This window comes from Nonomuraea sp. NPDC004702 (assembly GCF_053601695.1).
Map to the genome: position 1 here is coordinate 16,077 of NZ_JBSGCE010000055.1, position 26,058 is coordinate 42,134.

The 26,058-nt window shown below is 72.8% G+C and carries 25 protein-coding genes and 1 riboswitch; of the genes, 19 read left to right on the top strand and 6 right to left on the bottom strand.

Annotated features, from left to right (window positions below; genetic code table 11):
* Positions 1 to 87: 87 nt before the first annotated feature.
* From ACWEJ6_RS41645 to thyX, 3 genes are all read left to right on the top strand, one after another.
* Positions 88 to 1,233, top strand: coding sequence for an amidohydrolase family protein (locus ACWEJ6_RS41645; protein WP_387675505.1), 1,146 nt, complete (start codon positions 88 to 90; stop codon positions 1,231 to 1,233).
* Between the two features lie 332 nt (positions 1,234 to 1,565).
* On the top strand, positions 1,566 to 4,205 hold the full coding sequence (locus tag ACWEJ6_RS41650; protein ID WP_452431111.1) for a M4 family metallopeptidase: 2,640 nt from the start codon (positions 1,566 to 1,568) through the stop codon (positions 4,203 to 4,205).
* 132 nt (positions 4,206 to 4,337) lie between these two features.
* On the top strand, positions 4,338 to 5,120 hold the full coding sequence (gene thyX, locus ACWEJ6_RS41655; protein WP_352330108.1) for an FAD-dependent thymidylate synthase: 783 nt from the start codon (positions 4,338 to 4,340) through the stop codon (positions 5,118 to 5,120).
* 4 nt (positions 5,121 to 5,124) lie between these two features.
* On the opposite strand, the gene ACWEJ6_RS41660 is transcribed toward thyX, so the two are convergent.
* On the bottom strand, positions 5,125 to 5,445 hold the full coding sequence (locus tag ACWEJ6_RS41660) for a ubiquitin family protein (protein WP_352330107.1): 321 nt from the start codon (positions 5,443 to 5,445) through the stop codon (positions 5,125 to 5,127).
* Between the two features lie 3 nt (positions 5,446 to 5,448).
* On the bottom strand, positions 5,449 to 6,528 hold the full coding sequence (locus ACWEJ6_RS41665; RefSeq protein ID WP_452431112.1) for a WD40/YVTN/BNR-like repeat-containing protein: 1,080 nt from the start codon (positions 6,526 to 6,528) through the stop codon (positions 5,449 to 5,451).
* Positions 6,529 to 6,702: 174 nt separating this feature from the next.
* On the opposite strand from ACWEJ6_RS41665, the gene ACWEJ6_RS41670 reads away from it, so the two are divergent.
* Complete coding sequence (locus ACWEJ6_RS41670) at positions 6,703 to 7,512, top strand: helix-turn-helix domain-containing protein (protein ID WP_452431113.1); 810 nt, start codon at positions 6,703 to 6,705, stop codon at positions 7,510 to 7,512.
* A 22-nt stretch (positions 7,513 to 7,534) separates the two neighbouring features.
* Here ACWEJ6_RS41670 and ACWEJ6_RS41675 read toward each other — a convergent pair whose 3' ends face one another.
* Positions 7,535 to 8,653 (bottom strand): globin domain-containing protein, encoded by a 1,119-nt coding sequence (locus tag ACWEJ6_RS41675; protein ID WP_452431114.1) that lies wholly within the window; start codon positions 8,651 to 8,653, stop codon positions 7,535 to 7,537.
* A gap of 349 nt (positions 8,654 to 9,002) precedes the next feature.
* Between ACWEJ6_RS41675 and ACWEJ6_RS41680 the strand changes: the two genes are divergently transcribed.
* From ACWEJ6_RS41680 to ACWEJ6_RS41695, 4 genes are read left to right on the top strand one after another with little or no spacing between them, the layout of a single operon-like run.
* Complete coding sequence (locus tag ACWEJ6_RS41680) at positions 9,003 to 9,689, top strand: gamma-glutamyl-gamma-aminobutyrate hydrolase family protein (RefSeq protein WP_452431115.1); 687 nt, start codon at positions 9,003 to 9,005, stop codon at positions 9,687 to 9,689.
* A 9-nt stretch (positions 9,690 to 9,698) separates the two neighbouring features.
* Entirely contained in the window at positions 9,699 to 10,613 is a 915-nt protein-coding gene (locus ACWEJ6_RS41685; protein ID WP_364337353.1) for an alpha/beta hydrolase, read from the top strand.
* Complete coding sequence (locus tag ACWEJ6_RS41690) at positions 10,610 to 11,389, top strand: enoyl-CoA hydratase/isomerase family protein (RefSeq protein ID WP_352350863.1); 780 nt, start codon at positions 10,610 to 10,612, stop codon at positions 11,387 to 11,389. Before ACWEJ6_RS41685 ends, ACWEJ6_RS41690 begins: the two co-directional genes overlap by 4 nt.
* 57 nt (positions 11,390 to 11,446) lie before the next feature.
* The gene (locus ACWEJ6_RS41695) at positions 11,447 to 11,998 is read left to right on the top strand and encodes a hemerythrin domain-containing protein (protein WP_452431116.1); all 552 of its coding nucleotides are present in this window, start codon (positions 11,447 to 11,449) and stop codon (positions 11,996 to 11,998) included.
* A gap of 6 nt (positions 11,999 to 12,004) precedes the next feature.
* Here ACWEJ6_RS41695 and ACWEJ6_RS41700 read toward each other — a convergent pair whose 3' ends face one another.
* Entirely contained in the window at positions 12,005 to 13,186 is a 1,182-nt protein-coding gene (locus tag ACWEJ6_RS41700) for an acyl-CoA dehydrogenase family protein (protein ID WP_358286510.1), read from the bottom strand.
* 26 nt (positions 13,187 to 13,212) lie between these two features.
* Positions 13,213 to 13,803: a class I SAM-dependent methyltransferase gene (locus tag ACWEJ6_RS41705; RefSeq protein WP_358286512.1), complete on the bottom strand. Its 591-nt coding sequence runs from the start codon at positions 13,801 to 13,803 to the stop codon at positions 13,213 to 13,215.
* 128 nt (positions 13,804 to 13,931) lie between these two features.
* Between ACWEJ6_RS41705 and ACWEJ6_RS41710 the strand changes: the two genes are divergently transcribed.
* From ACWEJ6_RS41710 to ACWEJ6_RS41730, 5 genes are all read left to right on the top strand, one after another.
* Positions 13,932 to 15,524, top strand: coding sequence for a sensor histidine kinase (locus tag ACWEJ6_RS41710; protein ID WP_358286514.1), 1,593 nt, complete (start codon positions 13,932 to 13,934; stop codon positions 15,522 to 15,524).
* Complete coding sequence (locus ACWEJ6_RS41715) at positions 15,521 to 16,219, top strand: response regulator (RefSeq protein ID WP_387675482.1); 699 nt, start codon at positions 15,521 to 15,523, stop codon at positions 16,217 to 16,219. Before ACWEJ6_RS41710 ends, ACWEJ6_RS41715 begins: the two co-directional genes overlap by 4 nt.
* 62 nt (positions 16,220 to 16,281) lie before the next feature.
* On the top strand, positions 16,282 to 16,701 hold the full coding sequence (locus tag ACWEJ6_RS41720) for a hypothetical protein (RefSeq protein ID WP_452431117.1): 420 nt from the start codon (positions 16,282 to 16,284) through the stop codon (positions 16,699 to 16,701).
* A 10-nt stretch (positions 16,702 to 16,711) separates the two neighbouring features.
* The gene (locus tag ACWEJ6_RS41725; RefSeq protein ID WP_452431118.1) at positions 16,712 to 17,302 is read left to right on the top strand and encodes a phosphoribosylanthranilate isomerase; all 591 of its coding nucleotides are present in this window, start codon (positions 16,712 to 16,714) and stop codon (positions 17,300 to 17,302) included.
* Positions 17,295 to 18,047, top strand: coding sequence for a GNAT family N-acetyltransferase (locus ACWEJ6_RS41730; protein WP_452431119.1), 753 nt, complete (start codon positions 17,295 to 17,297; stop codon positions 18,045 to 18,047). The genes ACWEJ6_RS41725 and ACWEJ6_RS41730 overlap by 8 nt, the downstream gene beginning before the upstream one ends.
* Positions 18,048 to 18,137: 90 nt before the next feature.
* On the opposite strand, the gene ACWEJ6_RS41735 is transcribed toward ACWEJ6_RS41730, so the two are convergent.
* Positions 18,138 to 19,772 (bottom strand): aspartate-alanine antiporter-like transporter, encoded by a 1,635-nt coding sequence (locus ACWEJ6_RS41735; protein WP_452431120.1) that lies wholly within the window; start codon positions 19,770 to 19,772, stop codon positions 18,138 to 18,140.
* A gap of 180 nt (positions 19,773 to 19,952) precedes the next feature.
* On the opposite strand from ACWEJ6_RS41735, the gene ACWEJ6_RS41740 reads away from it, so the two are divergent.
* The 6 genes from ACWEJ6_RS41740 to ACWEJ6_RS41765 all read left to right on the top strand — a co-directional run bounded on the left by ACWEJ6_RS41740 (position 19,953) and on the right by ACWEJ6_RS41765 (position 25,838).
* The gene (locus ACWEJ6_RS41740) at positions 19,953 to 20,534 is read left to right on the top strand and encodes a CDP-alcohol phosphatidyltransferase family protein (protein WP_352350843.1); all 582 of its coding nucleotides are present in this window, start codon (positions 19,953 to 19,955) and stop codon (positions 20,532 to 20,534) included.
* 4 nt (positions 20,535 to 20,538) lie between these two features.
* Positions 20,539 to 23,043 (top strand): sugar phosphate nucleotidyltransferase, encoded by a 2,505-nt coding sequence (locus ACWEJ6_RS41745; RefSeq protein ID WP_452431121.1) that lies wholly within the window; start codon positions 20,539 to 20,541, stop codon positions 23,041 to 23,043.
* A 261-nt stretch (positions 23,044 to 23,304) separates the two neighbouring features.
* Complete coding sequence (locus tag ACWEJ6_RS41750; RefSeq protein ID WP_352325615.1) at positions 23,305 to 23,817, top strand: FHA domain-containing protein; 513 nt, start codon at positions 23,305 to 23,307, stop codon at positions 23,815 to 23,817.
* A 23-nt stretch (positions 23,818 to 23,840) separates the two neighbouring features.
* On the top strand, positions 23,841 to 24,467 hold the full coding sequence (gene ftsR, locus ACWEJ6_RS41755) for a transcriptional regulator FtsR (RefSeq protein WP_358286528.1): 627 nt from the start codon (positions 23,841 to 23,843) through the stop codon (positions 24,465 to 24,467).
* A gap of 132 nt (positions 24,468 to 24,599) precedes the next feature.
* Positions 24,600 to 25,070 (top strand): bifunctional nuclease family protein, encoded by a 471-nt coding sequence (locus ACWEJ6_RS41760; RefSeq protein WP_090771501.1) that lies wholly within the window; start codon positions 24,600 to 24,602, stop codon positions 25,068 to 25,070.
* Positions 25,071 to 25,217: 147 nt separating this feature from the next.
* Positions 25,218 to 25,838, top strand: coding sequence for a MerR family transcriptional regulator (locus tag ACWEJ6_RS41765; RefSeq protein WP_352325612.1), 621 nt, complete (start codon positions 25,218 to 25,220; stop codon positions 25,836 to 25,838).
* 48 nt (positions 25,839 to 25,886) lie between these two features.
* Positions 25,887 to 25,983, top strand: a riboswitch (glycine riboswitch).
* Positions 25,984 to 26,058: the final 75 nt, after the last annotated feature.

Here is a 26,058-nt window from a genome sequence, read left to right on the forward strand (position 1 = left end):
GCCGGTTTCGTCTGGGAAGGGGCAGGGTGTTCCTGTCGTAGGGCAAAACGTCCGCGGGGGCGTGCGGGGCTCCCCTAGAGTCTCCGCATGCTCCCCGTAGCCCTGCCCGACACGGTGCGTGACGCGCTGCTCGCCCCGCTCGTCGACCACCACTGTCACGGGGTTCGCCGGGACGACCTGACCCGGGCCCAGTTCGAGCCGCTGATCAACGCCGGCGGCGCCCCGGCCCCGCCCGGCACCACGCATTTCGACTCGCCGTTCGGCATGAGCCTGCGCCGCTGGTGCGCCCCGCTGCTCGACCTGGAGCCGCACGCGCCCCCGGCCGTCTACCTCGCCCGGCGGGCCGAGCTGGGCGCGGGCGAGGTCAACCGGCGCCTGCTGGCCGGGGCGGGGGTGGTGGCGTTCCTGGTGGACACCGGGGACGAGGACATCGACCTGCTGTCGGCGGCCGAGATGGGCCGCCACGGCGGAGCCGCCGCCGACGAGATCGTCCGGATCGAGCAGATCGAGCAGGACGTCGCCGAGTCGGCGCAGCTCGCCGTCGACTACCTCGACGGCCTGGCCGACGAGCTGTCGGCCAGGGCCGCCAGGGCGGTCGGGCTCAAGACGGTCATCGCGGGCCGCTGCGGGCTCGACTTCGACCCGGCCAGGCCGAGCACCGGCTCGGTCATCGCCGGCGCCAACCGCCGCCTGGCCGACCCCAAACGGCCGCTGACCGACCCGGTGCTGCTGCGCCACCTGCTGTGGAGCGCGATCGACGTGGCCCGCGAGCGGGGGCTGCCGGTGCAGTTCCAGGCCGGGTTCGGCGGGCGCGGCCCCGACCTGCACCGTACGGACCCGGCCAGGCTCAGCGCCCTCATGGACGCGTTGCAGCCCCTCGGCGTGCCGGTCATCCTGCTCCACTGCTACCCCTACCACCGCACCGCCGCCTACCTGGCGGGCGTCTACCCGCACGTCTACGTCGACGTCGGCCCGGCCCTGCCGCACACCGCCGCCGCCTCGGCCCGCGTGATGGACGAGCTGCTGGAGCTGGCGCCGTTCCACAAGCAGCTGTTCAGCTCCGGCTGCCGGGGCGTGGCCGAGACCGGCTACCTCGGCGCCCTGTACCACCGGCAGGCGCTGGGCGCGGCCCTGCTGGCCAGGCTGGAGGCGGGGGAGTGGAGCCCGGCCGACGCGGCCAGGATCGCCCACATGATCGGCTCGGGCAACGCCCGCCGCGTGTACCGCCTCTGACGCCCGCCCGCCGCGTGTACCGCCTCTGACGTCCGCCCGCCGCCGGTGGCGGCTCAGGCGGCGTCTGCCGGCAAGGCCCGCTGGCGGCGCGCGGCGCCTTCCGGGCCGCCCGGCGGGCACCCGTTGGCGGCGGGGATGCGCGCCGGTGGCGGGGATGCGCGCCGGTGGCGGCGGTGCGCGTTGTCGCCGTAACGGAATGCCATTAATCCGCGACATTTCCCTGACTAATCGGAAATTTGCATTTCCGGTAATCAAATTGTGATTTGTCTATTTGTCAATATTGCTGTGATGATCGTGGACGCCAGAACCCCTACGCCACACCTGGAGGTGTCGTGTCCTGGCGTCCCTTCGTCCTCACGGCCGCAGCCCTGTCACTCGCGCTGGCCGTTCCCGGTGTCGCGGCGGCCGACGACCCGCCGCAGCCGCAGGTGGAGTCCCGGCCCGGCACCCGGGCTCCCGCCGAGGTGAGCGGGCTGGCCGAGCCCGCCGCCGCAGCGGACCCCGTAGCCGCGGCCAAGGCTCACCTGGCCGACCCGCGCTACCACCTCGACCCCGCCGACCTGGTGCCGCTGCGCACGGTCGTGAACGGCCAGGACGAGACCGTCAGGTTCGCCCAGCGGTACCGGAACCTGCCCGTCTTCGGCGCCCAGTACCTGGTCCGCTTCCGCAAGGACGGCGCGAAGCGCGAGGTCACCGGCGCCGGCGGCCGCTTCCTCACCGACCTCGACGTGAACACCACGCCCACGGTCACCCCCGCGCTGGCGGCCCGGCTGGCCCGCGCCCGCCTCGTCCGGGACGACCAGGTCCGCGCCACGGTCAAGGCCACGCCCGGTGAGCTCGTCGTGCTGCCGCGCGGCAAGGGCGTGCTGGCCTGGCACGTCACCCTGACCGGCGCAGACGCGGCCAGGAAGCGGCCCGTCCTGCTGGACGCCTACGTGGACGCCCACTCCGGCCGGCCGCTGTTCGCCCTGGACCGGCTGCGCATGGAGGGCCCGGCGACCGGCAGCGGGCAGACCGCGCACGGCAAGACCGTCCCGCTCAACGTCTACCAGCGGGCCGACGGCGCGTACGAGCTGCGCGACCGCGCCCGCCCGATGTGGAACGGCACCACCGGCGAGATCCTCACCTACGACGCCGCCGGCGCCGACGTGCAGCAGTTCCTCGAACCCGGCGTGCCGGCCGGCACCGAGCTCGCCAAGTCGCCCACGCCCGCCTTCGGCCCCGAGCACACCGAGAGCGGCGCCGTGGACGCCCAGTGGGGCGCGGGCAAGGTCTACGAGTACTACAAGGGGCTCGGCCGCGACGGGCTCGACGGCAAGGGCGGCACGATGTACTCGGTCGTCAACGTCACCTACTACGGCACCCCTTTCGAGAACGCCTTCTGGGACGGCACCAAGATGGTCTACGGCGGCGGCGGCGCCGACCTGCACTCCTTCGCCGCCAGCCTCGACGTCGTCGGCCACGAGATGACCCACGGCGTCATCACCCACAGCGCCGACCTGGTCTACCAGGGCCAGTCGGGCGCGATGAACGAGGGCCTGGCCGACTACTTCGGCAACGCCATCCAGACCGGCGCGCTCGGCATCCCGATGAGCGACCCCGACGCCAGCCTGCTCGGCGAGGACCTGTGCAAGAGCCTGCCGCCCGCCCAGTGCGCCACCCGCGACCTCGACGACGACCGCAACGCCGCCAAGGACTACCTCGGCGTCACCACCGCGATCGACGCCGGCGGCGTGCACCTCAACTCCACGATCTTCTCCGGCGCCCTGTGGGACGTCAGGGAGCAGCTCGGCGCCGGCTTCGACAAGGTCGTCTACAAGGCGCTGACCGAGTACATGACCCCGCTCGACGACTTCGCCGACGGCCGCCGCGCCGTCGAGTCGGCCGCCCGCGCCGCCGGGCTGTCGGGGCGCGACCGGCTGGCGATCGCGGCGGCCTTCGAGCGGCACGGCATCAGGCCCGGCTGGGAGCGGCTGATCCGCACCGACAGCCGCGTCGTCCTGGACGGCCTCACCGACTCCCTCGACCCGCCCGCCCTGGCCGGTGACCGGTACGCCGTCACCGACAGCACCCCCGACGCGAACGGCCCCACCGTCATCAGGACCGGACGCGTGAGCGGCGGCCCCGCGACCACCGTCTCCGACGACGGCCGCTGGGACTGGACGCCGGCCACCGACGGCAGGCGCGCGGTGTGGGTCGCCCTCGACCCCGAGTCGGGCCGCTTCCAGGTCCGCTCCCGGCCGCTCGACGCCTCGGCGCCGTCCACCGTGCTGCACGAGACCACCGGCTACGTCTACGCCGCCGCGGTCTCGGGCGACGTCGTGGCCTGGTCCGGCGAGGACCCCGCGACCGGCGAGGTCGAGCTGTGGCTCAAGCGCGGGAACGCCGCCCCGGTCAACCTCACCGCCGACAAGGGCGTGGCCGGGTACATGCCCTCGGTCACCGGCGGCCGGCTGGTCTACGTGCGGGTGAGCTTCGTCTCCGGCGCCAGTCACAGCACGCCCGTCCTGCACGACCTGGCGACCGGCAAGGAGGTCGTGGTGCCCGAGGTGCCGCCGGCCGGCGCGATCCCGTCGCTGTCGATCCGCCCGGCGCTGACCGCCGGGCACGTCGTCTGGCTCTACGACGCCGACCGCGACGGCCGCATGGGCGTCATGCGGGCCGCCCTGGACGGCACCGGCCAGACGCCGGTCGTGCCGGACGGGCCGCAGGCGCCGTACGCCACCTGGCTCGACGCGAGCGAGTCGCGGGTGACCGTCGGCGTGCAGCCGGACGGGACCACGCTGGAGAACGCGAACCTGACCAAGATCTACCAGGTTCCGGTCACCGGCGGGGCCCTTGAGCGCTACTCCTGCAACCGCGGGGAGCAGGCGCTGTTCGCCGCCGGCGCGGCGGGCCGCGTCCTGTGGCTGGACGGGACCGCCGGCGACACCGACCTGGTGACCCGCGACAGGCCCGCGCACCGCTGCTGACCTGGCAAGGGCGTCCGCCCGGCGCCCGCCGTGCCTCCGGAAAGGACGGCGGGCGCCGAGTCGCGCGCAGCCCCGCGAGCTGGTTTGCTTGAGCCCGTCACAAACCACAGAACCCGAGCGGGGGGCTCCCTTATGCGCAGTGTCGAACCCGAGGTCTTCATCGTCGCCCGTCCTGAGCTTGACTACGACGAGCTCGGTCGTTACCTCGCCGAGGTCGGCGGCGAGAGCTGGCTGGAGCGGCTCGACCGCGGCGACCTCGACGCCCAGAACCTCGCCGAGTTCGCCGGCCGCCTTTGCTACCGCTCCTTCGAGCCGGGCCTCAACCCCAACGTGGTGCGCATCAGGGAGAACCAGGACGACTACCTGCGCAACATCCTGGCCAGCGCGCACGGCTCGGTCCTCGAACACGTCAGCTTCAGCTTCGTGCTGCACAACGTCAGCCGCGTCCTGACGCACGAGCTGGTGCGCCACCGGCCCGGCGTGGCCATCTCCCAGGAGTCGCTGCGCTTCGTCCGGCTCGACGAGCTGCCGTTCTGGTTCCCCGAGTGGGCCCAGCAGGACCCCGAGCTGATGAAGCGGGCCACGGCCGTGCTGGAGCAGCTGGAGCAGTTCCAGCTCTGGATGGCCGGCCACTTCGGGCTCGACGAGGAGGGCGTGCCGTTCTCGGAGAAGAAGCACCGCACGTCGTTCATGCGCCGCTTCGCCCCCGAGGGCCTGGCCACCGGCCTGGTCTGGACGGCCAACGTGCGCACGCTGCGGCACACGATCGAGGCCCGCACCGCCGTCGGCGCGGAGGAGGAGATCCGCCTGCTCTTCCAGCGCATCGGCGAGCTCATGCGCAAGGAGGCGCCCGCCCTGTTCGGCGACTACGTCGTCGAGGACGGGGCCTGGGTGCCGGGCTGGCGCAAGGTCTGAGGCGTCAGGCGAGCGCGGGCAGCACGTAGACCTCGGCGCCCGGCGGCAGGGCGCAGTCCAGGCCGCCGAGCCCGCGGGCGTTCTCCCCGCACACGATCATGCTGATGTGCCGGCGGATGCGGCCGTAGTCGTCGCGCAGCCGCTCCTCCAGCAGCGGATGGGTGCGGCGCAGCATGTCGAGCGCCGAGCCGAGCGTGGGCGGGGAGTCGCGGTCGGCGCCGACCGCGAACACCTTCACCTCGGTGCGCCCGCTCACCCACCGCCGCAGCGAGCTGGGCAGCACGAACACGACCATCGTCACGGGCTTGGTGAATGACCTGGCCATCGGTCAGAGCACCGCCGCGCGCACGCTCAGCACGTCGGGCAGGTGGCGGGCGACCTGCGACCAGCTCTCGCCGTCGTCGCGCGAGCAGTAGACCTCGCCGTCGCGGGTGCCGAAGAACAGCCCGGCGGGGGAGGCGGTCATCGCGTCGCGCAGCACGGTGGCGTGCACGGGCCCCTCGGGCAGGCCCTCGCCCAGCTCCTGCCAGGTGGCGCCGGCGTCCTGGCTGCGGCAGACCCGGTAGCGGTGGCCGACCGGGGTGCGGTCGACGTCGGCCGTCAGCGGCAGCACGAAGATCGTGTCGGGGCGGGTGGGGTGGACCACGATGGGGAAGCCGAAGTCGGAGGGCAGCGCGGAGCCGATGTCGTGCCAGCTGCCGCCGAAGTCGTCGCTGCGGTAGACGCCGAAGTGGTGCTGGAGATAGAGCCGGTCGGGCCGGGCGGGGTCGAGGCAGACCTTGTGCACGCACTGCCCGAACTCGGGATACTGCTGCCCTTCGGGCAGGAACGGCGCCCGGATGCCCTGGTTGGCGGCCTCCCACGACATGCCGCCGTCGCGGGTGCGGTAGAAGCCGGCCGCCGAGACCGCGATGCCCATGACCTCGGGGTCGGTGGGATGGGGGACGATCGTGTGCAGGCACAGCCCGCCGCCGCCCGGCTGCCACCGCGGCCGGTGGGGATGGTCCCACAGGCCCTCGACCAGCCGGTAGGTCACGCCGTTGTCCTCCGAGCGGAACAGCGCGGCCGGCTCCACGCCGGCCCACACCACGCCCGGCTCCGACGGCGAGGGCGTGAGCTGCCACACCCGGGCCAGCGTCGCGTCGGTCTTGTCGGGGAAGGCGATGGGCGGCTGGGGCGCCTCGCCCCAGGACTCGCCGAGATCATCGGAGTACATCACGGACGGGCCGAAATGGCCGTACTCGATGCCGGCCAGCAACCGGGGTGTGCCTCCCCGGGTGTCGAAGGCCACCGAGGGCACCGCGACCGTGGAGAACCGGATCGGCTCGATCTCGAACGGGCCGCCGCCCGCCGAACGGGCGAGGAACAGGCCCTTGCGGGTGCCGATCGCGAGGACTGCGTCACTCATAGCATCGCTCCCATGTTCGCTTGCCGCCATCGTGCCACGCGCGCGGCGGCGGTGCCGAGGACTGGGAGATTTGCCGCACGCCTGCCGCCCGGCCGCCCGCGGACGGCCGGGACGGTGCGGGCATTACCCGGCAGGTAATCGTGATACTTCCCTCTCCCCGCTAAATTTCCTGACATGGGAGCACTAGCGATACAAGAAGAGACTTTTGGTGATTTGTTGCGGTCGTGGCGGCAGCGGCGCCGGGTGAGCCAGCTCGACCTGGCCATCGAGGCCGACGTCTCCTCCCGGCACGTCAGCTTCCTGGAGACCGGCCGCGCCCGGCCCAGCCGCGAGATGGTGATGCGGCTGGCCGAGGAGCTCGACGTGCCGCTGCGCCACCGCAACCGGCTGCTGGTCGCCGCCGGGTTCGCGCCGGTCTTCCCCGAACGCGAGGTGCGCGCCCCGGAGATGGCCGTCGTCCGCCAGGCGCTGGACAAGATCCTGGCCGGGCACGAGCCGTACCCGGCGCTGGTCGTGGACGCGGCGTGGAACCTGGTGGCGGCCAACTCGGCGGCCGCCATGTTCATGGCCGGCGTGCCCGCCGAGCTGCTGGCCGAGCCGGTCAACGTGATGCGGCTGTCGCTGCACCCCGACGCGATGGGCGGCAGGCTGCTGAACCTGGCCGAGGTCCGCGCGTACCTGCTGCACCAGCTCCGCAGGCAGGCCGAGGCGTCGGCCGACGGCCGCCTGGCCGAGCTGCACGACGAGCTGGCCGCCTACACCTACCCCGGCGTCAACCTCAACGTGGCCCACGTGCCGGGACCGGGCGACATCCTGCTGCCGCTGCGCATCGCCGACGGCGACCGCGTGTTGTCGATGTTCACCACCATCGCCACCTTCGGCACGCCGATGGACGTGACCGTCTCGGAGCTGGCCATCGAGACGTTCTGGCCGGCCGACGAGGAGACCGCCGCCGCCTTCCGCCGCGACCCGGCGGCCCCCTGACGACCAGCGGGGACGTTCAGTCCTAGCGTTCACCGGGGACGACGTCGCGGTGGATGCGCGCAAGCGGCACGCCGTCGGCCTGCAGGCGGCGCACGGTGCCGTCCACCATGCCGCCCGGGCCGCAGACGTACACGTCGTGCTCGCGCCAGGAGTGGAAGCGCCCGGTCACCTCCGGCAGGTGGCCGCGCATCCCGGCGTAGGACGGGTCCCCGGAGACCACCGGCAGCACCTGCAGCCACGGGAAGGACGCCTGCATCGCCAGCAGGTCGGGCAGGTCGTACAGCTCGTCGGCGGTGCGCACGCCGTGCAGCAGGTGGATCCGCGGCCGGCGGCCCGAGGCGATGACGTGCTCGACGATCGCCTTCAGCGGGGCCAGCCCCGTGCCGCCGGCCACGCACAGCAGGTCGCGGGCGCTGTGCTCGCACGGCGTCATCGTGCCCATCGGCGGCCCGAGCATGACCGTGTCGCCGATCCTGGTGTGCCTGGTCAGCGCCGTGGACACCCAGCCGCCCGGCACCGAGCGCACGTGCAGCGTGACCGTGTCGTCCGGGCGCGGCGCGTTGGCGATGGAGAACGTGCGCCACACCCGCGGCCAGCGCGCGGTCTGGACGGTGACGTACTGGCCCGCCGTGTACGGCAGCCGCTGCGCGGGCCGCAGCGTGATCACCGCGATGTCCGGACGGCGCAGCTCGTGGTCGACGACCTCGGCCGGCCACCAGGCCGGCGAGACGCCCGCCTGCGACCCGGCCGACTCGATCATCAGGTTGGCCGCCGCCGTGTACGCCGACACCCACGCCGCCTCGATCTCGTCGTTCCACACCTCGGCGGCGAAGCGCCGGATCGTGGCCAGCAGGGCGGTGCCGACGGCCGTGTAGTGCTCGGCGAGCACCCCGTACTTGCGATGGTCCCTGCCGAGCTGGCCGAGGTAGGCGGCCAGGCCGTCCGGGCTGTCCAGGCTCCACACGATCCGGGTCAGCGCGCCGAACAGCCGGTCGCGCTGGACGTCCATCGCGGGCGGGAACATTCCCCGCAGGTGCGGGCTCGCGGCGAACAGCCGCCCGTAGAAGTACGCGGTCGCCTTGTCGGCCACGGGCTCGACGAGTGAGAAGCTCTCCTTCACCAGTCGCGGATTCAACGACATGCACTCAACCCCACCCCATTGGACCGGAAAATCGATTCCGGCCGCGTCGGCCACCTCCTGACGGCTCCGGGTCGTGAACGCGCTGTGTGCCCCGGCACATCCGGCGCGCTCGGAAATGAGTCTTACACCACCTCTGATGCGTCACAACCGATTCACCCCAATTGCGATATGGGCTTTTCCGGCGGAGAAAATGAATAAAAGTAATTTTCGTCTTTCGGATTCCGGTGTTTCCCGCCGGGCGGCGGAGGCGTAGCATCCCGCCATGGCGGTCCTCCACCCCGGCCCGGCGAGGCCCGGCTGACCGCCGGGACGGCCTCCCGCCTGCCCTGACCCGCCCCTGGAGATCCGCATGTCCCGACCGCTCATCGGCATCACCGCCTACCTGGAGGCCGCCCGCTGGGGCGACTGGGTGCGCGAGGCCGTGCTGTCACCGCCGTCCTACGCCAAGGCGGTCGAGCGGGCCGGCGGCGCGCCGGTGCTGCTGCCGCCGCTCGACCCCCATGTCGCCGCCGACCACGTCGGCGGCCTGTCCGGCGTCCTGCTGGCCGGCGGCGCCGGCCTCGGCGCCGCGGCCTACGGCGGCGAGCCCGACGAGCGCGCGCCCGAGCCGCAGCCCCACCGCGACCGGTACGAGCTGGCCCTGGCCGGGGCCGCCGTCCGGGCCGGCCTGCCGATCCTGGCCATCGCCCGCGGCCTGCACGTCCTCAACGTCGCCCAGGGCGGCACGCTGATCCCGTGGCTGCCCGAGGTGCTCGGCCACGAGCGGCACGGCGAGCCGGGCGCGGTGCACGACATCCAGGTGAGCGTGTCGAGCAAACTCGGCAAGGCGGTCGGCGACCACGTCGAGGCGGTCGCGCCGCACCACCAGTCCGTGCGCCGCCTGGGCAGCGGCCTGCTCGCGGTGGCCTGGGCCGACGACCAGATCGTCGAGGGCGTCGAGCTCCAGGGCCACCGGTTCTGCGTCGGCGTCCAGTGGCATCCCGAACGCGGCGGGGACAATCGGCTCTTCGATGCGTTCGTCGAGGCGGCCCGCTAGGCTGCGCTCATGCCGCTGCACCCCCAGGCGCGGGACTACGTCGCCCTCTACCCGTCGGACCTCAACACCGACCTGGCCACGCTCGACCTGGCCACGATCCAGGAGATGCGCGCGCACGACGGCTTCGCGGCCCAGCGGGGGCCGCTGACCAAACTCCCGTTCGTCCGCGACGAGCTCGCCGGCGACGTGCCGATCCGCATCTACCGCGCCGACCCCGGCGACGGCCTGCTGCCCGTCGTGGTCTACTTCCACGGCGGCGGCTGGGTCTTCGGCAGCGTCAGGCGCAACGACGCGCTCGGCCGCGACCTGGCCCTGCGCACCGGCGCCGTGGTCGTCTCGGCCGACTACCGGCTGGCCCCCGAACACCCCTTCCCGGCCGCCGCCGACGACGCCTGGACCGTCGTGCGCGACGTCTTCGCCAGGCCCGCCTTCTACCAGAGCAACGGCAGCGTGGCCGTCGTCGGCGACAGCGCGGGCGGCAACCTGGCCGCCGTCGCCGCCTGGCGGGCCGCCGGGTCCGGCATCCGGCTGGCCCACCAGGCGCTGGTCTACCCCGTGCTCGACACGGCCATGGACACCCCGAGCTACCGCGCCTACGCCAAGGGCTTCGGGCTCGACGCCGCCGAGATGGCCTGGTTCGCCGAGCGCTACGCGCCCGGCGCCGACCCCGCCGACCCGCTGCTGAGCCCCCTGCGCATCGACGACCTGACCGGCCTGCCGCCGGCCACCGTCCTCACCGCCGAGTGCGACGTGCTCAGGGACGAGGGCGAACACTACGCCCGCCGCCTGGCCGACGCCGGCGTGCCGGTGGAGGCGCGCAGGTTCGACGGCGCGATCCACGGCTTCTTCGGCCTGCCCGGCCTGTTCGACCAGGCGGCCGAGGCCAGGCAGTACATCGCCGACCGCCTGCGGGAGCACCTGTGACCTACACCAAGCTCAAGCTCGACACCCCGGCCGAGGGCGTGCTGCGCGTCACGATCAGCGAGCCCGGCAGGCTCAACGCCGTCGACATGACCGGCCACCGCGAGCTGAGCGAGATCTGGCGCGAGGCCGACCGCGACGACTCCGTCCGGGCGATCGTGGTCAGGGGCGAGGGCACGGCGTTCTCGGCCGGCGGCGACCTGTCGATGATCGAGGAGATGACCCGCGACCACGCCACCAGGATGCGCGTGTTCGCCGAGGCCCGCGACATCGTCTACAACGTGCTCAACTGCTCCAAGCCCATCGTCTCGGCCGTCCAGGGCCCGGCCGTGGGCGCCGGGCTCGCGGTGGCGCTGCTGGCCGACATCTCGGTCGCCGGCCGCACCGCGCGCATCATCGACGGCCACACCCGGCTCGGCGTCGCCGCCGGCGACCACGCCGCGATCATCTGGCCGCTGCTGTGCGGCATGGCCAAGGCCAAGTACCACCTGCTGCTGTGCGAGCCCGTCACCGGCGAGCAGGCCGAGCGCATGGGCCTGGTCAGCCTGTGCGTCGACGACGACCAGGTGCACGACAAGGCGATGGAGATCGCGGTCCGGCTCGCCCAGGGCTCCCAGGAGGCGATCCGGCTGACCAAATACTCGCTCAACAACTGGCTGCGCCTGGCCGGCCCGACCTTCGACGCCTCGCTGGCGATGGAGTTCCTCGGCTTCACCGGCCCCGATGTGGTCGAGGGCGTGCGCGCGGTGCGCGAGAAGCGGCCGCCCGCCTTCGGCTGAGCCGGGCGCGTGTGCTTGTCGGGTGTGCTTGCCCGGGCCCGGGGTAGGCGCACCCTCATGACGGACAACGATGTGGTCGACCTGCTGGTGCGCCAGCACGAGCAGATCAAGAGCCAGTTCACGGAGGTCGAGAACGCTGCCCCCGAGGACAAAGCAGCGGCTTTCCAGAGGCTGGTGCGCCTGCTGGCCGTCCACGAGACAGCAGAGGAGGAGATCGTCCACCCGTACGCGCGCCGCCACGTCGACGACGGCGACGACCTGGTGGACGAGCGACTGGCCGAGGAGAACGCGGCCAAGGACATGCTCACCCAGATGGAGCGGGCGGGCGTCGACGACCCGCAGTTCGCGGCCAACCTGGCCACGCTGCGCAAGGCCGTCGTCGAGCACGCCGAGGCCGAGGAACGCGAGGAGTTCCCCCGGCTGAGGCAGGCCGCCGGTGACAAGGAGCTGCGCGCGATGGCGATCGGCGTCAAGGCCGCCGAGGCGCTCGCGCCCACGCACCCGCACGCCGGCGTCGAGACCGCGCCGAAGAACCTGCTGGCGGGCCCGCCCGCCGCGATCATGGACAGGGCCCGTGACGTGATCCGCAAGGCGACGGGCAGGGCCTGAGGGCCGTCAGAAACTCCGGGGCAACCCGAGCACCTGTGTCGCGAGGTAGTTGAGCAGAAGCTCCTCCGTCACGGGTGCCACCCTTCCGATACGGGCGTCGGCCAGCAGCCTGGCCACCGGGTACTCCAGCGAGTACGCCATGCCGCCGTGCGTCTGGAACGCGGCGTCGGCCGCCTCCCACGCGGCCTGGGAGGCGGTCAGCTTGGCGACGTTGGCCTCGGTGCCGCACGGCAGCCGCCGGTCGAAGGACCAGGCCGCCTTGTAGAGCATCAGCCGTGCCAGCTCGATCTTGGCCTTGACCTGCGCCAGCGGGAACGCGATGGCCTGGTTGGCGCCGATCGGACGGCCGAACACCTCGCGCTCCTTGGCGTAGCCGACCGCCACCCGCAGCGCCACCTCGGCGCCGCCCAGCGCGGAGGCGGCCAGCAGCACCCGCTCGGGGTTGAGGATGTCCCACAGCACGGCCGCGCCGCCGTCCACCTCGCCGACCACGCTCGTGGCGGGCACCCGCAGGTCGTCGACGAACACCATGTTGGACGGCGTGGTGTTCGCGCCCATCTTGGGGATCGGCCGGAAGGACAGCTGCCCGGCGGCGACCGCCTCGGGCACGTTCACCAGGAACACGGTCAGCCCGTGGGTGCGCGGCCTGGCCTCGGCCGCCGGGACCGTCCTGGTCACCAGCAGCATCCAGGTGGCCCGCTGCACGCCGGTGATCCAGATCTTCTGGCCGTTGAGCACGTAGTCGCCGCCGTCGCGGCGGGCCGAGGTGGTGATCGCCAGCGAGTTGGAGCCGGCGTCCGGCTCGGTCAGGGCGAAGCACGTCTCGACCTCGCCCGTGGCCAGCCGGGGCAGCAGCTCGGCCCGCTGCTCGGCGGTGCCGTGCCGGGCCAGGGTGAGCGCGCCGAAGCCGGGGGTGAGCACGTACGTGAAGGCCGAGCCGCCCGCCGCGCCCGAGCTCGCCAGCGTCTCGGTGGCCACCGCCAGCTCCAGCAGCCCCTGCCCGCCCCCGCCGTACTCCTCCGGCACGGCCAGGCCCAGCCAGCCGCCCTTGGCCAGGTCGGCCCAGACCTCCTCCGGCCAGCGCTTGTCGCTCTCGCACCGCTGCCAGTAGTCGAGGTCGTAGCGGGCGCAGATCTCGGCGACGCCGCGCTGGACGGCCTGGGCGCTCTCGGGAAGGGTGAAATCCATCACGCCATCGTAGAAGTTCGTTCTGTTCAGGGTCGAGGTCTGCGGGCGTGGAAGACGAAGGCCGGCGGCGTGTTGCGCCACACCGTGCGTCCGGGCACGACCTCCTCGAACCGCTCGGCCAGCAGCGCCCGGAACCGCCGGGCCGAGCTGAGCGGGATGGCGTGGATGTAGGAGAAGGTGGTGAAGGCCGCGCCGGGGCTCATCACCGACGTCACCGCGTCCAGCAGCTCGTGCTGCAGCCCCGTGGGGAAGGCCGCCCACGGCAGGCCGCTCACCACGACGTCGGCGTGGCTCAGCCCGCGCCCAGCCAGCAGCTCGCCCAGGCGCGCCGCGTCCGCGTGGGCCACGTCCACGGCGGGGAAGCGCGCCGCGAGCAGCACCGCGAGCCGCTCGTTCACCTCGACGGCCAGGTGGTGGCCGCGCCCGGCGAGCCGCTGCTGGATCTCCGCCGTGAACGGGCCCGTGCCCGGCCCGAGCTCCACCACGGTCGGCTCGCCACGCTCCGGGACCGGCGCGCAGACGGCCGCGGCCAGCCGGCGCGAACTCGGGGCGACGGCGCCGATCACGGCGGGGGCGCGCAGGAACTGACCGAGGAACATTGCGGTGTCGTTGGACATGGCCCCGAACGTATCGGGAAGATCACCCGCTGCGCTCCCTCCTCTGGACGAACCTGCGGCCACTAGGAGGAGACGGGGTCCTCCGCGCGGAGGATCAGGTATCGGCCGAGGGTGGATAGCGTGAGGCCATGCGTTGGCGTGGTGTGCCGCTCGATGTCCTGCTCGCGGCATCAGGCGTGGGGCTGGATCTGTTGACGACGGCCCACGCGGGCGACACCGCGTACCTGCCGGCGGCGATGAACATCCCCATGGCCCTCCTGGTGGGCCTGCCCATGGGGCTCGTACGGCGGTGGCCGCTGGCCGTCACCCTCTACCTGGCCGTCTTCCTCGTGCTCAGCGACCAGCTCGGCTCCTACACCTCCAACACCGCGCAGATCCTCATCTGCGTCGCGCTCGGCGTGGTCGGCTTCCGCGTCCCGTGGCGGCCCGCCATGGCCGGCGTGGGCGCCACCGTCCTGGCCACGGCGGTCAACATCGCCGACCCCGGCATCGCGATGACCGGCAACACCTGGATGTACTCGGTGCTGCTGCCCGTCTTCCCCACCGTGCTCGGGGCCTACCTGCGCAGCTCGGCCGAGCGGCTGGAGGAGCGCGACGTCACGCCCGACGCGCTGCTGGCCGCCGGCGGCGTGGCCATCACCGTGCTCAGCACCTGGACCTCCTGGCACAGCGGCGCCCTGCCCGTGTGGGTGATCGGCCTCCTGGCCGTGGTCGGCGGGCTGTCGCTCGGCGTCGCCCGGCGCCTGCCCGGCCTGGTCCTGCTGCTGCAGGGCGTGCTGCTGATCGCCGCCGACACCTATCTCAACGACGCCGTCAACACCTGCCTGATCCTCACGCTCATCGCGATCGGCGTGTTCTCCATGCGCGTCGCCTCCTGGGCCTGGACGGGGGCCGCGTACCTCACCGGCTGCCTGCTGACCGCCATCGCCGTCGTCGGCGACGGCACCGAGATCACCCCGCTGCGCGTCGGCGTGCTGATGACGCTGGTGGCCACGCCCATCGCGATCGGCCGCTACCTCGGCATGCGGCAGGCCGCCGCCGCCGCCGAACGCCTGCGCGCCGAGGAGTCGGCCCGGCTCGCGGTCGCCCAGGTGCGCGCCGACCAGCTCGCCGAGCGCGAGCGCATCGCCCGCGACGTGCACGACATCGTGGCCCACCACGTCGGCGCCATGGTGCTGCGCGCCAGCGCCGCCCGCTACACCGCGCCCGACGGGCCGGTCGCCGACGCGCTGTCCGACATCCGCGAGACCGGCCACCAGGTGCTGCAGGACCTGCGGGACCTGCTCGACCTGCTGCGCGACCCCGACCGCGGCCCCGACCTGCTGGCCAACCCGGCCGACGTGGTCCGCGAGTCCGCCGAACGCATGGCCGCCGCCGGCCTCGTCGTCGACCTCGACCTCGATCCGGCCAGCGACCGCGCCCCGCTCATCGCCCGCGCCTCCGCCGCGCGCATCGTCCAGGAAGGTCTCACCAACGTGCTCAAACACGCCGGACCCGGCACCCGGGTCCGCGTCACCGTGGCCCCCGCGCAGGAGGGGTTGTCCATCGAGATCCGCAACGGCCGCCCGCCCACCGTCATCGAGCGGCTGCCCTCCTCCGGCCGCGGCCTGGCCGGCATGCGCGAACGGGTGCGCGCCCTCGGGGGCACCCTCAGCGCCGGCCCCGACGGCGACGGCGGCTGGCTGCTGCTGGCCAGCCTGCCCGCCAGGAGCGCCGCGTGATCCGCGTCCTGGTGGCCGACGACCAGGCGCTGGTCCGCGCGGGCGTGCGCATGCTGCTGCAGGCCGCGGGGGACATGGAGGTCGTCGGCGAGGCCGAGGACGGCGCCGAGGCCGTCCGCCTGGCCGAACGCCACGTGCCCGACGTCATCCTGATGGACCTGCGCATGCCCCGCGTGGACGGCCTGGAGGCGACCAGGCGGGTGCTGGCGGCCCGCCCGGGGGCCCGCGTGGTCGTGCTCACCACCTTCGCCGAGGACGCCGACGTGCACGCCGCCCTGCGCGCCGGCGCCGTCGGCTTCCTGGTCAAGGACGACGAGCCGGAACGCATGGTCGACGCCGTGCGCAGGGCCGCCGCGGGGGAGCAGCTGCTGGCCCCCTCGGTGCTGCGCCGGGTCGTGGAACGGTTCCTGGCCGCCGAGGAGCAGGCCGCCGTGCCGCCGCCGTCCGGGCTGACCGAGCGGGAGCTGGAGGTGCTCGCCCTGGTCGGCACCGGCCTGTCCAACGCCGAGATCGCCGAGGAGCTGCACGTCGGCGTCACCACCGTCAAGACGCACATCGCCGCCGCCATGGACAAGCTCGGCCTGCGCAACCGCATCCAGGCCGCCGTGGTCGCCCACCGCTCCGGTCTCGTGGACGCCGCCTTCCGCCCGGTCCGTCCGCCACGTGGGGGACCGGGAGGTCATCCCGCAGGCTGACGACCGCAGGTGGCCGTCCTCGACACGATGTGGGTCCTTCGTTCGCAGAAAGGATCCACATCATGGGGGAGACACAGGTCATGCCGCGTCCCGGCACGACCCGGCAGGTGTCGGCCGGGCTGCTCTACAGCCTGCGCGTCGCCATCATCGCCCAGGCGGCCGCGCTGCTGGTGGCCGCCTCGTTCGCCGGGCAGGCCGTGTCGGCGGGCGGCGGCCCGGTGGCCGAGACGCACGTCATGGCGGGCATGGTCGTCCACCTGGTGGCGCTCGTGCAGATCGTGCTGGCGATCCTGGTCTGGCGGCCAGGACGCGGCGCCGGCTGGCCGGTGTGGGCCAGCGTCGCGCTGTTCGTCGTGGGCGGCCTCCAGCACGTCACCTGGCTCTGGCTGGGCGCCCACCTGCCCAACGGGGTGCTGCTGTTCGGCCTCATCGGCGCGCTGCTGATCTGGTCGTGGTCGCCGTCGGCGGCGCGGCGCCGCTAAGGTCTGAGGTGTGTATGTGAAGATCTGCGGGTTGAGCCAGCCCGAGCACGTCGAGGCCGCCGTCGAGGCGGGCGCCGACGCCATCGGGTTCGTGCTCACCCGGAGCCCGCGCAGGGTCACGCCCGAGCGGGCGGCCGAGCTGGCCGCGCCGATCCCGCCCCACGTGCTCACCGTGGGCGTCTTCCGGGGCGAGACCCCCGAGGAGGTCCGGGCCGCCGCGCTGGCCTCGGGCGTGCGCGCCGTGCAGCTGCACGGCCACCACCCCCACGCCGACTTCACCGCCCTGAAAGACCTCGGCCGGCCGCTCGTGCGGGCCGTCGACGCCGCCGCCGACCTGCGGTGCGGCGCCTTCGACGAAGACCTGCTCATCGTCGACGCCCCGCGTCCCGGCTCGGGGGAGCCCTGGGACTGGGCGGCGGTGCGCGGCCGCCCGTCCGGCCGGTGGATGCTGGCCGGCGGGCTCGACCCGGCCAACGTGGCCGAGGCCGCCGAGGCCGCCGGCGCGTGGGGGGTCGACGTGTCCAGCGGCGTCGAGACCGCGCCGGGCGTCAAGGACTCCGCCCTGATCAGGGCCTTCCTGCGGGCCGCCCGCGGTGGCTGACGAGCTGGCGCGGGCCCTTTCCTTCCTGCACGGCTTCGCCCGGCGCAAGGCGCCCGTCGTGGCGCCGGTCCCCGGCGGGTTCGCGGTGCTCGACGAGCGCTACCCGATGTCGCACGACGACAACAAGCTCGTGGTCTGGAACGGCAGCCAGGGGCCGGTGCTCGCGGCCGCCGAGGAGCGGCTCGCCGGGCTCGGCCACCGGCTGGTGTGCGTCGACGACGACCGGCTGGGCCAGGAGTTCCGGCCCGCCTTCGCCGCCGCCGGCTACGGCCACGAGACGAACGTCGTCATGGCCTTCCGCGGCCCCCGCCCCGCCGCGTCCGCCGCCGCCACCACCGAGCGGCTCACGTTGGAGGAGCTGCTGCCCGTGCTGCGCGAGGAGTGGCGCGCCTCGCTGCCGCAGGCGTCGCAGGGCGTGGTCGACGGGCTCGCCGCCCGCGCCGCGGCCCGCGCGTCCGGCGCGGACCGGGTCGAGTTCCACGCCGTACGCGCCCCCGGCGGGCAGATCGCCGCCCACGCCGACCTCTACGTGCACGAAGGCGTCGCCCAGATCGAGAACGTCTACACCCTGGAGCGCCACCGCGGCCAGGGCTTCGCCCGCGCCCTGCTGACCGCGCTGCTGGCCGCCACGGCCGGCGCCGAGCTGACGTTCCTGGTCGCCGACGCCGCCGACTGGCCGCGCGAGTTCTACGCCCGCCTCGGCTTCGAGCCGGTGGGCCACACCCACGCCTTCCTGCGCACCTGACCACCCGGCCTGACCACCCGGCCTGACCACCCGGCCTGGCCGCCCCGCCTGACCGCCTGGCCCGGCCGCCGCGACGGGCCGGGGGCGCGCTCAGGCGCCCACCCAGCGGGCCAGGGCCACCGCGGCGGGGCCCAGCAGGGCCAGCACGGCTCCCGACAACGCGTGCACCACCGTGTACGCCAGCAGCGGCGTCCCGTTCCCCGACATCGCGCGCACCCCGCCCAGGACGGTCGTCAGGCCGTGCTGCCCGGTCACCGCCCCCAGCACCAGCGGCGGCGGCGACATCATCACCTTGGCCCCCATGGCCAGCGAGATCACCACCGGCACGGCGGCCGTGGCGACCGCGCCCAGGGCCACCTGCCAGGCGTGCCGCGCCACCAGTTCCACCGCCGCGGGCCCGGCCGACAGCCCGAGCGCCGCCACGAAGACGCCGAGCGCCACCTCGCCCACCACCCGGGCGGCGCCGGCGTCGTACTGCCCGAAACCGGCCCGTCCCGCCCGTGCCCGGCCGAACACCAGCCCGGCCGCCAGGCAGCCGAGCGACGCCGTCAGGCCGCCCGCCAGGCCCGCCACCAGCCCCACCACGAGCCCGGCGGCCAGGTAGACGACGTCGGCCCGCCGCCCGGCGTCCGCCCGCGCCCCGAGCCAGGACGCCGCCCGGTCCACGTCCCGCTTCAGCCCGGTCACCCGCACCACGTCACCGGCGCACAGCTGCGTGCCGGGCCGGACCGGCAACCGGCACCCCACCCGCCGCACCTCGCACACGTGCAGGTCCTGCACCCCCTGCCCGGACAGCCCGGCGCACAGGTCGCGCACGGTCGCCGGCGGCCGGCCCCCGAGCATGACGTCGGCCACCTGCACGTCCAGGTCGAGCTCCCGCCCGCCCGGCACCTCGGGCCCGACCACCGCGCCTGCGTTGACGACGTCCTGCCGCACGCCGACCACCACGACCTCGTCGTCCCGCTGCAGCAGCGTGTCGGGGCCGAACGGGATCGGCCGGCCGTTCCTGCGCAGCCGCTCCACCGAGACCCGGGTGCCCATCGCGATCTCCGCCTGGCCGACCGTCCTGCCCTCGCCGGTGGTGACCTGGTGGGCCCGGCCCAGCACCGCCGGCGGCGGCGTCTCCTCCGCGCCGTCCAGCCGCCGCCACAGCGCCGCGGCCTCCTCCCGGGGGTCGAACCGGAGCGCCGCGGGCGCGGCCCGCACGGTCAGCAGCGCGACGGTGACCAGGGCGAGGAGGTAGGACAGGACGTACGCGGGGCCGAGCGCCTGCTGCGCGATCCCGGCGGCATGCAGGGTGTCGGCCGCCGTGCCCAAGGCCACCGGCCCGGCCGCCGCCCCGGCGACCAGCCCGGCCGTGGTGCCAGGGTCGAGCCCGAGCGCGTCCGCGACCAGCGCCGCGACCGCCAGCGCCCCGACGACCTCGACGACCGTGAACCACAGGTACCGCAGGTTGCGCCCGGAGAACGCGGCGAAGAAGGCGGGCCCGAGGGTGTAGCCGAGGGTGAAGGCGAAGATCGAGAAGGCGATCACGCGCACCTGCTGGTGGACCTCGACGCCGCCGGTCAGCAGCCCGACGGCGAGGGCGGCGGCCAGCGTCCCGGCCGCGCCGCCGAGTGCCACCCCGCGGAACCTGAGCCTGCCCAGGGCGAACCCGAGGGCCAGGCAGAGGAACAAGGCGATCTCCGGCGCGTCCCGCAGCACGCCGGACTCCCAGGGCCACATCCGATCCCCCCAAGGCAGGCCGGCAGCGCGGGGGGATCGATCATCCAGCCTTTTCCCGCCCCCACATGCCGCGAAACGCCATCAACCCCCATCGGCCCCGCGTCCGTGCGGGGGCGGGCGAGCGGGGAATGGTCGCTGGTGGGGCGTCTGTGCCGGAGTTCCACGCAGTAGGGTCTCTGCGTGAGCGAAACTTCCGCCGAGGACCGGATCTGGACGGTTCCCAACCTGCTGAGCTTCCTGCGCCTGCTCGGCGTGCCCGTGTTCCTCTGGTTGGTTCTGGGGCCCAGGGCGGACGGGTGGGCCATCGCCATCCTCATCGTGGCCGGGTTCACCGACTGGCTCGACGGCAAGATCGCTCGCGCGTTCAACCAGACCAGCAAGCTCGGCCGGGTGATCGACCCGGCCGCCGACAAGCTGTACGTCTTCGCCACGATCCTGGCGCTGCTGCTGCGCGAGGTCATCCCGTGGTGGCTGGTGGCCGTCATCGTGGCGCGGGAGCTCTTCGTCGCCTGTTCGTTCCCCGTACTTCGCAAACACGGATATAAGGCACTTCAGGTGCATTTCCTGGGCAAGGCCGCCATGTTCAACCTCATGTACGCCTTCCCGCTGCTCTTCCTCGCCTCCCACACCGGGTGGTATGCCGATATAGCGCGAATTGCCGGGTGGGCCTTCGCGATCTGGGGCACCGGCCTGTATTGGTGGGCAGGGATCCTGTATGTGGTGCAGGTGCGCCAACTCGTAACCGCGACCACGAAGGAGTGATCGGGTGAAGGCGGTCGTCATGGCGGGCGGGGAGGGGACTCGGCTGCGTCCGATGACCGCCAACCAGCCCAAACCTCTGCTCCCGGTGGCCAACCGCCCGATCATGGAACACGTCCTGCGCCTGCTCAAACGGCACGGGATCACCGAGACGGTGGTCACCCTGCAGTTCCTGGCCGCCCTCGTGCGCAACTACTTCGGCGACGGCGACGAGCTGGGCATGAACCTCCAGTACGCCACCGAGGACCTGCCGCTCGGCACCGCGGGCAGCGTCAAGAACGCCGCCGCCCGCCTGCGTGACGACCGCTTCCTGGTCATCTCCGGCGACGCCCTCACAGATATCGACTTATCCGACATGATCCGTTTTCATCGCGAAAATTCGGCTCTTGTCACCATCGGCCTGAAACGCGTTCCCAACCCGCTCGAATTCGGGATCATCATCCTCGACGAGAACGGACGCGTTCAGCGCTTCCTGGAGAAGCCCACCTGGGGCCAGGTCTTCTCCGACACCGTCAACACCGGCATCTACGTCATGGAGCCCGAGATCCTCGACGCCGTGGCCGACGGCGAACCGGTCGACTGGTCCTCCGACGTCTTCCCCGCCCTCCTGGAACGCGGCGCCCCCATCTACGGCTACGTCGCCGACGGCTACTGGGAGGACGTCGGCACCCACGCCAGCTACCTCAAGGCCCAGGCCGACGCGCTGTCCGGCCGGGTCCGCCTCGACATCGGCGGCTTCGAGCTCTCCCCGGGCGTCTGGGTGGCCGACTCGGCCACGGTCGACCCCGACGCCGTCCTGAAGGGCCCGCTGCTGATCGGCGACTACGCCAAGGTGGAGGCGGGCGCCGAACTGCGCGAGTACACCGTGCTCGGCAACAACGCGGTCGTGCGCGAGGGCGCCTTCCTGCACCGCGCGGTCGTCCACGACAACGTCTACGTCGGTCCCGGCGCCCACCTGCGCGGCTGCGTCATCGGCAAGAGCACCGACGTCATGGGCGGCGCCCGCGTCGAGGAGAACGCCGTCATCGGCGACGAGTGCGTCATCGAGGCCGAGGCGTACGTCTCCAGCGGCGTCAAGGTCTACCCGTTCAAGACCATCGAGGCCGGCGCGGTCGTCAACACCAGCGTCATCTGGGAGTCGCGCGGCCAGCGCAACCTGTTCGGCCCGCGCGGGGTCAGCGGCCTGGTCAACGTCGAGATCACCGCCGAGCTGTGCGTCCGGCTGGCCGGCGCGTACGCCACCACCCTGCGCAAGGGCGCCTACGTCGTCACCTCCCGCGACTGCTCCCTGGCCGCCAGGGCGCTCAAGCGGGCCGTCATCGGCGCCCTGACCGCCGCCGCGATCAACGTCCTGGACCTGGAGGCCGCGCCGCTGCCCGTGGCCCGCTTCCACACCGCCCGCGAGTCGGCCGCCGGCGGCATCGCCCTGCGCACCACGCCCGGCGACCCGCAGAGCGTCGACATCGTCATCATGGACGACCGCGGCGCCGACCTGCCCCCGGCCGCCCAGCGCAAGCTGGAGCGGGTCTTCTCCCGCCAGGAGTACCGGCGGGCCTTCCCCGGCGAGATCGCCGAGTTGCACTACCCGGCCAGGGCCGTCGAGGGCTACACGCACGAGCTGATGCGGGCCATCGGCGTCACCGGCGTCAAGGACATGAAGGTCGTGGTGGACTGCGCCGGCGGCACCTCGTCCCTGGTGATGCCCACGCTGCTCAGCCGCGCCGGCGTCGAGGTGCTCACCGTCAACGCCCGGCTGGACGACGTCTCGCCCACCGAGACGCTGGCCGAGCGCCGCCGCGACCTGCAACGCCTGTCGGAGCTGGTCAGCTCCTCGCGGGCGGCCTTCGGCGTGCGCTTCGACCCGGTCGGCGAACGCATCGCCCTGGTGGACGAGACCGGCCAGCTCATCAGCGAGGAACGCGCCCTGCTGGTCGTGCTGGACCTGGTGGCGGCCGAGCGCCGGGGCGGCCGGGTGGCCCTGCCGGTCACCACCACGCGGGTCGCAGAGCAGGTCTGCCGCTTCCACGGCGTGCAGGTGCAGTGGACCTCGACCGCGCTCGACGCCCTGACCTCCGCCGCCCAGGGCCCCGACATGATCTTCGCGGCCGACGGGCGCGGCGGGTTCGTCGTGCCGGAGTTCAGCCCGGCCATCGACGGCCTGGCCGCGTTCATGCGCCTGCTGGGGCTGGTGGCCCGCACCCGGCTGTCGCTCAGCCAGATCGACGCCAGGATCCCCGAGGTCAAGCTGCTGCGGCGGAGCGTCCCGACCCAGTGGGCGGCCAAGGGCGCGGTGATGCGCTCGGTCATCGAGGCCGCCGAGGCCGAGCCCGACGGCTGGCGCGTGGACACCACCGACGGCGTGCGGGTCGCCCGCGACGACGGGTCGTGGGTGCTGATCTTGCCCGCCGCCGCCGAGCCGGTCACCGACCTGTGGGCCGAGGCCCCCGACATGGACAGCGCGCAGGCACTGCTCGAACGGTGGGCCCGCGTGGTCGAGCAGGCGGCCGTCTGATCACGTAGAGTAGCGGAAAAGCCTTCGCCCGAGATGTGCGCGCGGAGTGCCGCAAGATCGTAATGTAGAAACGCGCGGCGGCATGGACCACGGGGTGGGGGCGGCGGTAACTTTGTCAGCGTCCGAACCGCAGTCCAGCGCCCCGCCTTGACCTTTGCCGCTGATCAGCGTAAGTTGCGGCATTCGCAAACTTGAAGAGCGAAGGCAGGCGCGTCCCCAGCACCGTCGCCGCGTCTTCGCGGTAGGAGGCCGAGCCGATCGATGCCGAGCGTCTACTGCACGCAGTGCGGGCACGCCAACCCCGAGGATGCCCGTTTCTGTTCCCGCTGTGGGTCACCGCTGACCAGACCCGAGGTCTCCGGGGACACCACGTCGACGATCTCGGTCGCGGGAATCGAGGCGTACGAGGCTGAGACAGGCGACATGCTCCTGGCCGAACGGGCGCTGGTCGAACAGCTCCCGCCCGGCACGGCGTTGCTCACGGTCACCAGGGGGCCCAACCAGGGCAGCCGGTTCCGGCTGGACAAGGATCTCACCACGACCGGGCGCCACCCGGAGAGCGACATCTTCCTCGACGACATCACCGTCTCCCGTCGCCACGTCGAGTTCTACCGCCACCGCGGCGGCCAGTTCTCCGTACGCGACGTGGGCAGCCTCAACGGCACCTACGTCAACCGGGAGCGCATCGAGGAGGTTCCCCTGCACTCCGGAGACGAGGTGCAGATCGGCAAGTTCCGCCTCGTCTTCCTGATGAGGGTCAACGCCGGCGCATGAGCTCACAGGCGGCACGCTCGCACATGAGCATCGGGGAGGTGCTCGCCCTGCTGCAGGGCGAGTTCCCCGACGTCACCGTGTCCAAGATCCGCTTTTTGGAGGGTGAGGGGCTGATCGAGCCCGAGCGCAGCCCCTCGGGCTACCGCAAGTTCACCCATCTCCACGTCGAGCAGTTGCGGTTCATCCTGACCGAGCAGCGCGACCACTACCTGCCGCTGCGGGTGATCAAGGACAAGATGGCCGAGAGCTTCGGCCGTCCGCGCGCGGTGCAGCAGACGCAGGAGATCCGCTACGACCGGGCCCAGTTGCTGGAGGCGGCCGGCATCGACGAGGAGACCCTCGCCGAGCTGGAGGACTACGGCCTGCTGGCCCCCGTGGCCAGGCGCTACGACGAGGAGGCGCTGAAGATCGCGCGCAGCGTCGGCGCCCTGGCCCGCTTCGGCCTGCACGCCCGCCACCTGCGCGCGGTCAAGGCCGCCGCCGAGCGGGAGTGCGGGCTGGTCGAGCAGACCGTCGCGCCCATACTCAAGCGGCGCGCGCCCGGCGCCATCGGCGAGGCCGACGAGGCCGCCAGGGAGTTGTCCACGCTCCTGCTCGACCTGCACGCCTCCCTGGTGCGCCTCGGCGTCAGGTCTGTCCTGGGCCGCTGAGGGCACAGAGCTGGAAGGCCGGGGCACATTCCAGGCCTGCCGGGTGTTACGTTGAAATGCATAAGCGTGTAGCAGAAACGACCCAGTCAACAGCTGTGCCGGGCGACCGGCCGGCCGAATACGGAGCAGCCCGTGTTGCAGATGGAGGTCGTGGGCGTTCGAGTTGAGATGCCCACAAATCAGCCGATCGTCTTGCTCAAGGAGGCACACGGGGAACGGTTCCTTCCGATCTGGATCGGCATGACCGAGGCGACCGCGATCGCCCTGGCGCAGGCCGAGGAGCCGCCGCCCCGGCCGCTCACCCACGACCTGTTCAGGGACGTGCTGAGCGCGCTCGGCGTCGGGCTGCGCGCGGTCAACATCGTGGCCCTGCGTGACGGCATCTTCTTCGCCGACCTGGTGTTCTCCAACGGCGTGGAGGTCAGCGCCCGCCCCTCCGACTCGATCGCCCTGGCACTGCGCACCGGCGCGCGCATCTTCGCCAGCGAAGAGGTGGTCCAGGAGGCCGGCGTGATCATCCCTGACGACCAGGAGGACGAGGTGGAGAAGTTCAGGGAGTTCCTTGACACGATCACTCCCGAGGACTTCGGCAGGGCGGGGTAGGTATTTCAGTGCATTTACGCTTCACGACGCGCCGAGCCGGATCGTTGACTGAGCATGGTCACGGTCCTACGGTGCAAGTGAAACCCGTGGTCGCCCTTTACGAACCCCCAGATCAGGCCATGGGATGAGAGAAAGCCGGAGGTCCGCGTGGCGGTCAGCAGCGGCGAGGGAAAGACGGCCGGCCAGGAAGATCCGGTGCGGCGCGAGAGCGCGCGGCAGCGTGCCGGAGAGCAGGGACTGCTCTTCGACGAGCAGCCCGCGACGGTGCCCGACGACATCGGATACCGCGGGCCCACAGCCTGCTCGGCGGCCGGCATCACCTACAGGCAGCTCGACTACTGGGCGCGCACGGGCCTGGTCGAGCCCACGATAAGAGCCGCGCACGGCTCGGGCTCGCAGCGGCTCTACAGCTTCCGCGACATCCTGGTGCTCAAGGTCGTCAAGCGGCTGCTCGACACCGGGGTGTCGTTGCAGCAGATCCGCACCGCGGTGCAGCATCTGCGTGACCGCGGGGTCGCCGACCTCGCGCAGATCACGCTCATGAGCGACGGTGTCAGCGTCTACGAGTGCACCTCGGCCGACGAGGTGATCGATCTCCTCCAGGGCGGCCAGGGCGTGTTCGGCATCGCGCTCGGCCGGGTCTGGCGAGAGGTCGAGGGCTCCCTCGCGGAGCTGCCGGGGGAACGGGCGGCGGTCGAGGACACCGTCCCGGCCGACCATCCCGCTGACGAGCTCGCCAAGCGGCGTCGCGCACGCCGCACGGGGTGAGCTGAACCGCTGAACACGCCGTAGTAATCTAGGACAGAGTAAGGCTGATGACCCCGTGCGGGAGAGTCCCTGGGCTGCGGTCCTGGGGCGCCGAAGGAGCAACCCTCCCCGGAATCTCTCAGGCATCCCGTACCGCTCGGGTGAGGCAACTCTGGAAAGCAGGTGCGCCCGCCAGGCGCACCTCACCGACGGTGCAAGCCCCACGGTGGGGTGAAGCTCT